Origin of the sequence: uncultured Phocaeicola sp. (genome assembly GCF_948499155.1) — a bacterium.
Lineage (GTDB): Bacteria > Bacteroidota > Bacteroidia > Bacteroidales > Bacteroidaceae > Phocaeicola > Phocaeicola faecalis.
In genome coordinates, this window is the sequence record NZ_CAOOSE010000026.1 from 1 (window position 1) to 12,441 (window position 12,441).

Sequence of the window (12,441 nt, forward strand, 5' to 3'; positions counted from 1 at the left end):
AACCCCCCTTTCAAGAATGAAAATCTTGCGTCCTAACCGATAGACGAAGGGGCCAGGCCTTTAACTTGCCAGCCTTAGCTTGGCTTTTGCATCAGAGAGTGTTTTTCTCTTTTGCGGTTGCAAAGGTAGGAACTATTTTTAAATCTCCAAAACATTCGAGTGATTTTTTTTAGTTTTCTGCTCATTTTCCTCGAAATTGACTACTTTTGTACGTGGTAGAGGCTTAATAATGGAAGAATATGTTGCAAAAAACAGTCGGAATCGTACTTCATAGTCTAAAGTATAATGATACTTCGAATATTGTCGATATCTATACGCAGCACACGGGACGGGCTTCGTTTCTGGTGAAAATTCCCCGCTCGCGCAAGTCGGCGGTGAAGTCGGTGCTTTTTCAACCCCTTGCTATGGTGGAGTTTGAGGCGGACTATCGTCCGAATGGCAGCCTCTATCCTGTTAAGGAGGCTAAATCATGGTATCCGTTTCGTACCTTGCCTTATGATCCTTATAAGTCGGCCATAGCTATGTTTCTTGCAGAGTTTCTTTATCGGTCATTGCGTGAGGAGGCAGAGAACAGACCGCTTTTTGCTTATTTGGAGCATTCCATTCGTTGGTTGGATGAGTGTGAGCGTGGGTTTGCCAATTTTCATTTGGTGTTTTTGATGCGCTTTTCCCGCTTTCTAGGTCTTTATCCTAATACGGAAGATTATGATGAGGGATGTTTTTTTGATTTGCTCAATGCTTGTTTCACTCCCATACAGCCTTCGCATGGGGCGTTTCTGAAGCCGGATGAGGCTTCTCATATTAATATTCTGATGCGGATGAATTATGAGACGATGCACCTTTTTGCCATGAGTCGTGCGGAGCGCAACCGTTGTCTTACCATTATCAATGATTATTATCGCCTGCATTTGCCTGATTTCCCTTTGCTTAAATCATTGGATGTATTGAAAGAGCTCTTTGCCTGAAAACCGATATTTTTCTGCGGATTCAAATACGAAGTAAAGGAAAGCGGGGCAGTCAGTATTCTTAGTGATTTATATGTCATGTCATCGACAAAGGAAGAGTAAGCTGTTTCTTAGGGTCAGCTAAAGCTTTTTGAACGGAAGATTACTACAGTCTACAGCAATGGACTGTACGGTCCACCGTAACGGACTGTACAGTCTGCCGTAATGGACTGTACAGTCCACTGCCGAAGACTGTAGTAATCCGACTGACAGAAAGGCTTAATCGAAAGGACGCAAACGCTTATTCCGGCTAATGAAACGATGTAGGGAGTTCTAAGCGTCTGCGGGGGGGTGAAAACCGGAGGAAAGGATGTGTCAAAACGTAATTTGATGAAAGGACAATTTTTAATCTGAAACTTGACTCCCTAAATCAATGATGAAAAGAGCCATATCATTACTTAAAAACAGAGTTTGATATGGCTCCTTTATAATTGTTAGTTACAATCTGTAACTTTGTAGAGTGGTCATGTTGGTTTTGACACACCTTCTTGATTTGTTAAATCCCCAAGAATAATGACTGCCTCGGGAAACTGCGTTTCATATATCAGGGGGTAACCATTAGTGCTACAATAGCTTGGTGTGGAAGCCGGATGATGAATTAAACTTATTGTAAAGAGTTGTTGCAATAAAAAAGACAGAAGAGCGTTTCTTACACAAGACCAAGGTCTTTTCAGAAAAACTCTCCTGCCTTTTTCAAAAACTTCAGCAGCTTTTTGGCAAACGCTTCCGTCTTTTTTAAATGGTGTTTAAAGGCTTTATGCTAACAGTTCTTTTACCTTAGCTGAAATGGCACGACCTTCTGCTTTGCCTGCCAGTTGCTTGGTAGCCACGCCCATTACTTTGCCCATATCCTGTGGACCGGTTGCGCCTACTTCTGCAATGATTGTTTTCAAAGCAGCTTCCAATTCTTCAGCCCCCATCTGTTTCGGCAGATAGGCTTCGATGACGGCTACCTGAGCCAATTCGGTTTCTGCCAAATCAGAACGGCCTTGTTCGGTGTAAATAGCAGCTGAGTCCTTGCCTTGTTTTACCAATTTCTGCATAATTTTTAGAGCAGCGTCATCGGTCAGTGTATCATTGGCTCCCGGAGCGGTCTTTGCTTCGAGGAAGAATTTTTTTACATTGCGCAAAGTTTCTAATTTCACTTTGTCCTTGGCCTTCATAGCCTCTTTGATATCGTTGCTGATTACGTCAAATAAATCCATATTCTCTATATTTTAGTTGTTAAAATGTTATTGTTATGCCACCGTTTTCGGTATCGTTGTTGCTGAATGTTTCCTCTTCCTCGGCCACGGCTTTGGATTGGATACTTTCGAGCACAGTCTTGGTTCGTTGATAAGTGGGGGTTGTTTCTACCATACTGATGATGTCGTCATTGTCAAGGTCTTCCAGACTGAAGATATAGATGTTGTGTCGTTTTTTCTTGTTGCTATTCTTGAAAGTGTCGCGACCGTAGTAGTCTCCGCGGCGTTCATCTTTGCGCTGTTCTTCTTCTTCCTGTTCTTCCAGCTTCTTTTGTTCTTCGATGGTACGTTTGTTGAGCATATTGTCCATACCCGGTACATCTTTGATGCCGAAGCCGGTTGCCAGTACAGTGAATTTCACTTTGCTTTCCAACGATTCGTCGATGTAAAGTCCCCATTTGGTTTCCACATCTTTGCCAAACTTACTCATGAAGTCGTGCACTTCGTTCATTTCTTCCATCATTAACTCGCTCTTAGTGCTGAAAGAGATGTTGAACAGAATCTTCTTTGAGTTGAAAATATCATTGTTGTTCAGCAGCGGAGAGTGAAGCGCATCATTGATAGCCTGGCTCACACGATTTTCTCCTTCACCGTATCCGGTACTCATTATGGCCACACCACCGTCTTTCAATACTGTTTTCACGTCATTGAAGTCGAGGTTGATAGTACCGCGGATAGTGATAATCTCGGCAATACTTTTTGCTGCTACAGAAAGGGTGTCATCTGCTTTTCCGAAAGCATTCATGACACTGAAGTCGGAGTAGATGTCGCGCAGGCGTTCATTATTGATAACCAACAAAGCGTCTACGTGCTGGCTCATTTGCTCTACACCGTCCAGCGCCTGATCTATTTTGCGATTGCCTTCGAACAAGAAGGGTATAGTGACGATACCTACAGTAAGGATATCCATATCTTTGGCTGTCTTGGCAATGATAGGTGCCGCACCGGTTCCGGTTCCTCCCCCCATTCCGGCAGTGATAAATACCATTTTACAGCCGTCGTTCAGCATATTTTTTACGTCTTCAATGCTTTCTTCAGCGGCTTCGCGTGCACGTGCAGGACGATTTCCGGCTCCCAGTCCTTCTTTGCCCAGTTGCAGTTTGACGGGCACAGGCGATTCGGCCAATGCCTGATTGTCTGTGTTGCACACTACAAATGTTACATCGTGAATACCTTCTTTGTACATGTGATTTACGGCATTGCCGCCGCCACCACCCACACCGATTACTTTAATGATGGTCGGGTTGTCTTGTGGGAAATCGAATGGCATTATAGTTTCATCAGACATAATCTTACTATATTATATAAGGTGATGTAATTTACTAGTTTCTTTTAATCTTCTTTTAACAGGTCGTCAGAGAGCGTGGTGATTTTCTTGCCCAGCTTTGACCAAAGGCTGCTGCCTTTTTTCAATTGCTTGATGTCTTTCTCCAGTTCGCGTATCTGAGCATTCTTGGTTTCTACACCGAGCATTTCAGCTTTGCTCAAAGCAGCTAATGCTTCTTTATATTTTTCAGAATTCTTCAGTTCGATGGCTTTCTTTATGAAGCTTTCACAGTCGGCAATGCGTTGCTTTTCAGCTTCTTCCTTTCTGCGTTTCTCTTCGGCTTCCTGTGCCAGTCTTCTTCTTTTTTCTTCTGCACTTTCTCCTTCTTCAGTAAAGAGCCCGGTTTGAATGGGTTGTACCGGTTCTTTCGGGTGTTCAGGGCGGTAACAGTTCTCTTTTCCGGCAGCCAACAGTGCGATGATGGTGTTGGCCGTTCCGTCTTTCTTTAATTCAATACCTCCTTTAAGACTCAGTTGGCAGTCTTTGGCCATTCTCACTTTCTCCAGTTTGGTGCGTTTGCTGAAAGCTTCTTCCATATTTTTCAAGTTGGCTGCACCACCGGTGACAATGGCACCTGCCAACAACTTGTCATCGTAGCCGGAGAGTACAATCTGATTCCATACATTAGCCAATATTTCGTTGACACGTGCTTCAACAATATCTTCCAGCAAATGAGCTTCGATACTGCACTTTCCGTCAATGGCATAGTTGGGTGTTTCTTCTTCGTCTTGTGACGGATCAATATAGGCATTGCCGTATTTGACTTTCAACTCTTCGGCATCCTCTTCTTCTATTTGCTGGCTGCAAATATCTTTGGTAATATTGCTGCCGCCTAAAGGAATAACTGCCAGATGGCGGAGGATATTGTTTTTATAAACCGAAACAGTAGTTGTATCTGCACCAAAGTCGATGAGCATACACCCGGAGCGTCTTTCGCTGTTCGTCAGCACCGCATTGGCAAGTGCCAACGGTGAGATGACATAATCTGCAATCTCTATTCCCGCTTGACGGAAACACTTGTCGATATTCTGTTTTACACTGCTGCGGGCAATGATGTTGAGGAAACGGCCTTCAATATGGTCACTGGGAACGCCGACAGGATCAGCCAATAAGTTAATGCCTACCTTATATTCTTGTGGGGCTACCTCCAATATATCTTGGTCGATGATGGGCACTTCGCGGTTGCTGTCCATCAGCGAGTCAATTAACTCTTGTGATATTTTAGTCTCTTCTTCCAAATGGCGTACTTCCGTGTTGCGGATAGTGCGGAGCGACTGTCCGCCAACGCCTACATATACCTTTCCGATAGAAGCCTTTAATGTCGATTCCAGTTTCTTGATAATCGAAGTAAGGCTTTGTGCGGTCTTGTCCAGATTATAAATAACTCCTTTCCTGATGAAATCAGACGAAGGTTCGCTGGCAAGGGCCAGTACTTGTATACTTCCGTCCGGATGCTTCTTTCCTGCAATGCCTGTGATCTTTGAAGACCCCAGCTCTATTGCTACAATAAAATCTGTTGCTGCCATATCTTACTTCTCTTTTTTGGTACAAATAATCTGATTGCTAAACTCCAAACTGATGCGGCTGTATTTGTTCCAGCCCACCTGGTTCAGACCTTTTTTATAAAAAATCTTCAGTCTTTCAAACTTTTCCTCATAATCGCCGGGTTTCCCAAGGAAGATGATATGCTCTCCAACACGCGGAACCAGTTCCAGTTCTTTGGCAGGAGTGACGTTTATCTGTTCAATCTGGGCTTCCCATAGAGGATGATTCTGTAGAAAGATGCCTAACTTATATAATTCTTTCGTGGCAAAGTCACGGCTTACACTACCAGTAACAACAGCTACATGGGCCGAACTGTTGGGTATCGGCATCACTTTTCCTTTGCTGTCAATGTAATAATTATCTCCGTTGGCAGCCATTACCCTTAATAAGGGCAGGCGCTGGGTAACTTCGATACCGATTTTACAACCGGGAGTACGGTAACATTCCACGTTCTCAATCAATGGGTGCTTGCTGAGTTCATCTTCTAAAAGCCGGGTGTTGATTGTTCCCATCTTCTTTCCCACGGGAGACAACTTCTTGCTGTTGAGTAGGCGGAGTACTTCTTTTTTAGTGATGAAGCCATGGTCGATACTGTCATTGATAATCAATTCCATACCCTTGCAAGTCTGGTCTGCAGGCTTGGTATTGAAGACTGTAACCGCTACTACAAGGTAAGCTGTTATCAGTAACAAGAACAGGAGTATGAAAATTCGTTTAATCATTGTTTGTTCAGTATTTCGCAGATTTGGGAAACATAGTTTTCAATGTCTCCCGCACCTAAAGTGATTAATACTTCTATATTTTTATTTCCCAGTACCTCTGGAATCTCTTCTTTCCGGCACATAGATTTCTCGATGCCGGGGCGCAGATTGTCATAAATCAATTTGCTGGTCACTCCGGGGATTGGTTTCTCTCGTGCCGGATAGATATCTACCAAAATTACTTCATCCAGCAATGACAGGCTGTCTGCAAAGTCTTGGTAGAAATCACGTGTACGGGTATAGAGATGCGGCTGAAATACTGCAGTCAACTTCTTGTCCTGATACAAGGCGCGCATGGAAAGAATGCTTTGACGGATTTCAGACGGATGGTGGGCATAGTCACTCAGGAATACCACTTTGTCATTCTTTATTTTAAAGTCAAAACGACGGTCTACTCCATGGAAGGTTCTCATTCCTTCTTTTATTTCTTCATTGGTGACACCGCTCATCTGGGCCAATGCCATAGCTGCCACTCCGTTTTCAATGTTAATGGCGATGGGTACTCCCAATTGGATATCGTCAATATTACCCAGTGGCGAAATGTAGTCAAAGAATATTTCACCGTTTCCGATACGGATATTCTCTGCATGGAAATCACCTTCTTCTTTAGAATAGGTATATAGTTTTACACCTTCCTGCAAATCCGGTTGCAGTTCGATGCCTTTGCGCATAATCAGCGCCCCACCCGGACGAATCAAGGAAGTATAGTGCCGGAAACTCTCCAAATAGGCTTCTTTGGTGCCGTAAATGTCCAAATGGTCGGCATCAGTAGCAGTGACTACTGATATATAAGGTGAAAGCCAATGAAAAGAACGGTCAAACTCATCGGCTTCGATAACTATATATTCACTGGTATCGGACAACAGTAGATTAGTTCCGTAATTTTTTGAAATACCTCCCAGGAATGCGTTGCAACCGACATGGGATTGATGCAGCAAGTGGGCTGTCATGGTCGAAGTGGTCGTCTTGCCATGTGTGCCGGCTACACAAAGACCTTTTCCGGCATGGGTCAACATGCCGAGCACTTGCGAGCGTTTCTGTATCTCGAATCCGTTTTCACGGAAATAGGTAAACTCTTTATGTGTTTCGGGGATAGCGGGAGTATATACAACCAAAGTGCTTGACGCATCACGGAATGAGGCGGGTATTTGGTCTGTGCTATCTTCGTAGTGAATAGCTGCTCCTTCTTCTATCAACTTTTCCGTCAGTTCACTTGGAGTACGGTCATAGCCACCTACATTCTTGCCTTTTGACAAGAAGTAACGTACCAATGCACTCATACCGATGCCCCCGGCGCCGATAAAGTAAACTGATTTTAGTGTATTAACATTCATTTCTCTTTCTATAATCATCAGCCAATTCATAGACTTCGCGTGCAATGACATTTGCAGAGTCCGTAAAGGCCAGTTTTGCAATATTTGTACTTAAACTCTTTAGCAATTCAGGATGTTGGACGGTTTCAATCGCTTTATCCAACAAAGCTTCTTTGGCAGCGGCATCTTTTATATAGAGCGCCGCGTTTTTATTGACTAATGCCAATGCGTTTTTGGTTTGATGGTCTTCCGCTACGTTGGGAGAGGGTACCAGAATGACCGGTTTCTGCAATAGACAGAATTCAGAGATGGAACCGGCTCCGGCACGGCTGATAACCAAGTCCGCAGCACTGTATGCCGATGCCATATCACTAATGAAATCGGTAACATGAAGCATGGGCAGTTCTCCCGCTTTAGCTACGGCAGCGCGGGCTTCATCAATGTAAATCTTACCGGTTTGCCAGATGAATTGCACGCCCGATGTGCGTATCTTTTCAAGTCCTTCCATCACACAATGGTTGATGGTACGTGCACCGAGGCTTCCCCCTAGAATGAGAATGACCTTTTTTTCCGGGGAAAGTCCGAAAGAATGAATGGCTTCTTCGCGAGTGATAGCATGATTGAGCAACCCTTGGCGTACAGGATTACCGGTCAGTATGATTTTGTCTTTTTCAAAGAAACGCTCCATACCGTCATAGGCTACACATATCTTACAGGCTTTTTTTGCCAACAGCTTATTCGTAACTCCTGCATAAGAATTCTGTTCTTGCAACAGGGTGGGGATTCCCATCATTCCGGCTACCTTCAGTGTTGGGCCACTGGCATATCCACCGACTCCGACTGCTGCATGGGGACGGAACTCTTTAATAATTTTGCGCGCTTTCCACTGGCTCTTTGCCAGTTTGTAAAGGACGGATATATTTTTTAGCAAGTTCTTGCGGTCGAATCCGGCAACGGGTAAACCTTTGATTGGATAACCGGCAGCTGGAACACGATGCATCTCCATTCTGCCTTCGGCGCCTACGAACAGGATTTCCGCTTCGGGATGTTGTTCTTTTATGGCATTGGCAATGGATATGGCAGGGAAAATATGTCCGCCGGTTCCCCCTCCGCTGATGATAATTCTTAAATTCTCTTCCATTTCTTGCTCTATTTTGATGCAAAGTTATGAATAAACTCCTAATATGTTCAGTCTTAGACTGATTTATTGTCTTCGGAAGTTTCTGTTACTACTGTTTCGTCTGCCGAAATTGGTTCTGACACCTCCGAAAGTATATCTTCGTTCTCAAGTTTACCGGCAGCTTCGGTTGTTACCAGACCTCGTGCATGTTCCAGCAAAATCTGGGTAGCTGCTTGTAGCCTCACTTCGGCAGCAGTCTCTTCTTCCTGTTTCTTTTGTTCTTCTTTCTCTACTACATATCGGCTGACACTGAGAATCATGCCGATGTAGGCGCAGTTGATTAAAGTGGATGTACCTCCTTTGCTGATAAGAGGCAATGGCTGTCCCGTGACAGGGAAAAGACCTACTGCCACCATCATATTCAACATAGCCTGGGAGACTAGCAAAATGGCAATGCCCATGACAAGGAATGCAGGAAAAGCTTTTTCACTCTTTCGGGCTATCTTCCCGGCACGCATCAGTAACCAAATGTAGAGAATGACAACAAAGCCGCCTCCCAACAACCCAAGTTCTTCAATAACAATAGCAAAAATAAAATCGGAGAACGCCTGCGAAAGAAAATCTCGCTGGACACTGTTGCCCGGCATTTTTCCAATGATATTGCTGGAGGCAATGGCGATATTGGCATGGGCGATTTGAGCATCCTTGTCAATATCATATTTAGCAGCCGGAACAGCTTCTTTATCTTCGAAGAATCCTTTAATACGGTTCTGCCATGTCTCTACACGGTGCATCATCGGTACGTCACGGTATTGCTTTGCGGGTGTTACCATAATCATTCCCACAAATATGACGGCAATGACTCCTACAATGGAAGTCAGCTTGAGGAGTTGTTTCCATGGTACGCGTCCGATAATCATCATCAGAAAAACAACTCCAAAAAGTAACATGGCTGTTGAACCGTTCTCGGGAGCAATCAATATGAATACGATACCGGTAATCCACATAATATATTTGAATGCCTTCGGATTGGCACTGTCTTCTTCTTGAAACTTGGAAAGAATGAAAGCTGTGACGATGATAACAGCCATTTTAGCAAGCTCAGACGGTTGGAACTGGATGCCGAAAAAAGTCATCCATCGGGCTGCTCCGTTCACGCGGTCACCTGTAATAATACCCATTCCCATTACGAATACCAATAAAACTGCAGATATAGGCAATAAGAAGAAGGGAAGAACTCTAAACCACTTGCAGGGAATGTTATGCACCAATACCACAATGCAAGCACCCACCATTAGGATAACACTATGTTGAGTGATGGGACCCCAATGGTCTCCACTTTTGTAAGTAAGCGTACTGGCGGCGCTGAATACCTCTACAATGGAAATCAAACAAAGAAACAGGAAGATAATCCAGATTACTTTGTCGCCCTTGAATAAGTCTTTTATCAGGTCCATGCTATTTTATTTTCAGTTTATACGTTGGCTAAATTAATCAGGTTGCCTCTTTTACAATGCTCTTACGCATTCTTTAAACTGCTCCCCACGGTCTTCGTAACTCTTGAAGAGGTCGAAACTGGCACAACAAGGGCTCAACAATACAGTTTCACCTTTCTTTGCCATGCGATAGGCTGCATCCACAGCATCTTTCATACTCTGAACATCAGCTGTGGGAAGTCCGAATGAGTCGAAGAACTCATGCAGCTTTTCATTGTGTAACCCCATATAAATGAGCCCTACACATTTCTCTTTTACCAAATCGGCGATTTCATTGTAATCATTGCCTTTATCTTTTCCACCTAAAATCAGGACTGTTTTTGTCTTCATGCTTTGCAATGCATACCAGCAAGAGTTTACATTGGTGGCTTTTGAGTCATTGATATAGTCCACTCCTTTTACGCGGCATACTGTTTCCAGTCGGTGTTCCACTCCTTTGAAGTCTCCCAAGGCTTCGCGGATACATTCTTTGCGGATGCCGGCCAAGTTAGCGGAAATACCGGCAGCCATGGAGTTGAATAAATTATGAGTGCCGGTCAGGGCCAACTCTTCTTGCTCCATGTTGAAGGCAATCGGTCTGGTGAAGCATACCTTGTCTTTCTCAACATAGGCAGCTGCTCCGTCTTCTTTTTGCTCGGCAAAAGGATAGTAATGTCCGTGAATTCCATATTTATGGAGTTCACGCTGAATAATCGGATCGTCATTCCAGAAGATAAAGGCATCTTCGTCTGTCTGATTTTGTATGATGCGGAATTTTGCATCCACATAATTCTGCATTTCATGGTCATAACGGTCCAGATGGTCCGGGGTGATATTCATCAGCACCGCAATGTTGGCATGAAATTTATACATATTATCCAATTGGAAGCTGCTTAGCTCAATTACATAATAATCATAATTGTATTCAGCCACTTGAAAAGCAAGACTTTGCCCTATATTTCCAGCCAGACCGACATTCAGTCCTGCTTTTTTGAAGATATGATAAATAAGGGAAGTAGTGGTGGTCTTGCCATTACTGCCTGTAATACAAATCATTTTAGCGTTCGTATAACGTCCTGCAAACTCTATCTCAGAGATAACAGGTGTTCCTTGTGCTTTCAATTTCAAAATCATTGGGGCATCATTAGGGATACCGGGGCTTTTTATCACTTCATCAGCGTTTAGTATCAGCTCTTCGGTATGCTTTCCTTCTTCCCATGCAATGCCTCGTTCGTTTAGCATATCTTTGTATTTGTCCTTAATCATAGACATGTCTGAAACAAATGTCTCAAAACCTTGTTTCTTTGCCAGAACTGCTGCTCCCGCACCGCTTTCTCCGGCTCCTAATATGACAATTCTCTTAGCCATAATCAATCTTCGTTTATCTTATCTTTAATGTAATAATCGTAATTGCAGCCAGCACGATAGTAACAATCCAGAAACGTACTGTGATTTTAGATTCATGAAATACACTGCCGGGTTTTGTAAAGACATAGCTGCAATTAGGGTCTAGTTGTGCTAATGTAGTGCGGAAATGGTCATGGATAGGTGTACGCTTGAAAATACGTTGCACATGTCCTTTCTTTTTTCCACTCTTGAAATATCTCACTTGAAGAATAACCGATAAGTTTTCTATCAAGAAGATTCCGCAGAGGATAGGTATAAGCAATTCTTTGTGAATAATGATTGCAAATACCGCTATGATACCACCGATGGTCAAACTTCCCGTATCGCCCATGAATACTTGTGCCGGGAATGCATTATACCAAAGGAAACCAATGAGTGCACCAATAAATGCACATATAAATATAACCAGTTCTTCACTACCGGGAATATACATTATATTAAGGTATCCGGCATATTCGATGTGGCTGGATACATAGGCCAGAATGCCGAGCGTCAAACCTATGATAGCAGAGTTACCGGCTGCCATTCCATCCATGCCGTCATTTAGGTTGGCACCATTCGAGACGGCAGTTACAACAAAAATGGTTACTAAAACGAATAATATCCATCCGGCAGTTTGAGCATGCTCGCCTAGAAAGCCTACAAAATCAGCATAATCCAAGTTGTTGTTCTTAAAGAACGGTATGGTTGTTTTGGTGGATTTCTCATCATGGGTCTTATGAATCACTTCTACTATTTCTCCTTCTTTCTGTATTTCTACATTCTCACGGATAACCACATTGGGGCTTAGGTAGAGAGTTAACCCTACGATTAATCCTAACCCAACCTGGCCGATAATTTTAAATTTGCCATGCAAGCCTTCTTTATCTTTCCGGAAAACTTTGATATAGTCATCCAAGAATCCTAATGTGCCTAGCCAAACAGTAGTAATCAGCATCAATATCATATAAATGTTATCCAGTTTTCCCAATAAAAGACATGGAATGAGGATAGCCACAATAATAATAATCCCCCCCATCGTAGGAACGCCTACCTTCTTTACGTTAAAAGGGTCGATAGAGGCGTCGCGCTGGGTTTCTGTAATCTGTTTCCGTTTCAGCAAGTTGATGAAATATTCTCCGAAGATAGCGGATATCAACAACGAAAGTATGACAGCCATTAATGAACGGAATGATACATAGCCGAACATTCTGGCTCCGGGAAAATCACACTGCTCTAAAAATTTAAATAAATAATATAGCATCT

The 12,441-nt window shown here is 43.3% G+C and carries 10 protein-coding genes; 1 reads left to right on the top strand and 9 read right to left on the bottom strand.

Features of this window, described 5'->3' with window-relative positions:
* Nucleotides 1-239: 239 nt before the first annotated feature.
* A complete protein-coding gene (recO, locus tag QYT14_RS15245) occupies nucleotides 240-965 on the top strand; it encodes a DNA repair protein RecO (protein WP_237038689.1) in 726 nt (241 codons plus the stop codon).
* 794 nt (nucleotides 966-1,759) lie between these two features.
* Here the strand turns inward: recO and QYT14_RS15250 are convergent.
* The 9 genes from QYT14_RS15250 to mraY are packed head-to-tail and all read right to left on the bottom strand — an operon-like array spanning nucleotide 1,760 to nucleotide 12,439.
* Entirely contained in the window at nucleotides 1,760-2,209 is a 450-nt protein-coding gene (locus QYT14_RS15250; RefSeq protein WP_237038688.1) for a GatB/YqeY domain-containing protein, read from the bottom strand.
* Nucleotides 2,210-2,228: 19 nt separating this feature from the next.
* A complete protein-coding gene (ftsZ, locus tag QYT14_RS15255) occupies nucleotides 2,229-3,536 on the bottom strand; it encodes a cell division protein FtsZ (protein WP_237038687.1) in 1,308 nt (435 codons plus the stop codon).
* 44 nt (nucleotides 3,537-3,580) lie between these two features.
* Nucleotides 3,581-5,101, bottom strand: coding sequence for a cell division protein FtsA (ftsA, locus tag QYT14_RS15260; protein ID WP_288325118.1), 1,521 nt, complete (start codon nucleotides 5,099-5,101; stop codon nucleotides 3,581-3,583).
* A gap of 3 nt (nucleotides 5,102-5,104) precedes the next feature.
* Nucleotides 5,105-5,842: a cell division protein FtsQ/DivIB gene (locus tag QYT14_RS15265; protein WP_237038685.1), complete on the bottom strand. Its 738-nt coding sequence runs from the start codon at nucleotides 5,840-5,842 to the stop codon at nucleotides 5,105-5,107.
* The gene (gene murC, locus QYT14_RS15270) at nucleotides 5,839-7,215 is read right to left on the bottom strand and encodes a UDP-N-acetylmuramate--L-alanine ligase (RefSeq protein ID WP_237038834.1); all 1,377 of its coding nucleotides are present in this window, start codon (nucleotides 7,213-7,215) and stop codon (nucleotides 5,839-5,841) included. The genes QYT14_RS15265 and murC overlap by 4 nt, the downstream gene beginning before the upstream one ends.
* Nucleotides 7,205-8,335, bottom strand: a complete 1,131-nt coding sequence (gene murG / locus QYT14_RS15275; protein WP_288325119.1) for an undecaprenyldiphospho-muramoylpentapeptide beta-N-acetylglucosaminyltransferase — start codon at nucleotides 8,333-8,335, stop codon at nucleotides 7,205-7,207. The genes murC and murG overlap by 11 nt, the downstream gene beginning before the upstream one ends.
* Nucleotides 8,336-8,388: 53 nt before the next feature.
* On the bottom strand, nucleotides 8,389-9,771 hold the full coding sequence (locus QYT14_RS15280) for an FtsW/RodA/SpoVE family cell cycle protein (protein WP_288325120.1): 1,383 nt from the start codon (nucleotides 9,769-9,771) through the stop codon (nucleotides 8,389-8,391).
* 51 nt (nucleotides 9,772-9,822) lie between these two features.
* Nucleotides 9,823-11,157: a UDP-N-acetylmuramoyl-L-alanine--D-glutamate ligase gene (murD, locus tag QYT14_RS15285; protein WP_288325121.1), complete on the bottom strand. Its 1,335-nt coding sequence runs from the start codon at nucleotides 11,155-11,157 to the stop codon at nucleotides 9,823-9,825.
* Nucleotides 11,158-11,170: 13 nt separating this feature from the next.
* The gene (mraY, locus tag QYT14_RS15290) at nucleotides 11,171-12,439 is read right to left on the bottom strand and encodes a phospho-N-acetylmuramoyl-pentapeptide-transferase (RefSeq protein WP_237038681.1); all 1,269 of its coding nucleotides are present in this window, start codon (nucleotides 12,437-12,439) and stop codon (nucleotides 11,171-11,173) included.
* Nucleotides 12,440-12,441 lie beyond the last annotated feature (2 nt).

Excerpts from the sequence above, each read along its gene's own strand:
- recO (WP_237038689.1), top strand. The coding sequence starts at position 240 with ATGTTGCAAAAAACAGTCGGAATCGTACTTCATAGTCTAAAGTATAAT.
- QYT14_RS15250 (WP_237038688.1), bottom strand. The coding sequence starts at position 2,209 with ATGGATTTATTTGACGTAATCAGCAACGATATCAAAGAGGCTATGAAG.
- ftsZ (WP_237038687.1), bottom strand. The coding sequence starts at position 3,536 with ATGTCTGATGAAACTATAATGCCATTCGATTTCCCACAAGACAACCCG.
- ftsA (WP_288325118.1), bottom strand. The coding sequence starts at position 5,101 with ATGGCAGCAACAGATTTTATTGTAGCAATAGAGCTGGGGTCTTCAAAG.
- QYT14_RS15265 (WP_237038685.1), bottom strand. The coding sequence starts at position 5,842 with ATGATTAAACGAATTTTCATACTCCTGTTCTTGTTACTGATAACAGCT.
- murC (WP_237038834.1), bottom strand. The coding sequence starts at position 7,215 with ATGAATGTTAATACACTAAAATCAGTTTACTTTATCGGCGCCGGGGGC.
- murG (WP_288325119.1), bottom strand. The coding sequence starts at position 8,335 with ATGGAAGAGAATTTAAGAATTATCATCAGCGGAGGGGGAACCGGCGGA.
- QYT14_RS15280 (WP_288325120.1), bottom strand. The coding sequence starts at position 9,771 with ATGGACCTGATAAAAGACTTATTCAAGGGCGACAAAGTAATCTGGATT.
- murD (WP_288325121.1), bottom strand. The coding sequence starts at position 11,157 with ATGGCTAAGAGAATTGTCATATTAGGAGCCGGAGAAAGCGGTGCGGGA.
- mraY (WP_237038681.1), bottom strand. The coding sequence starts at position 12,439 with ATGCTATATTATTTATTTAAATTTTTAGAGCAGTGTGATTTTCCCGGA.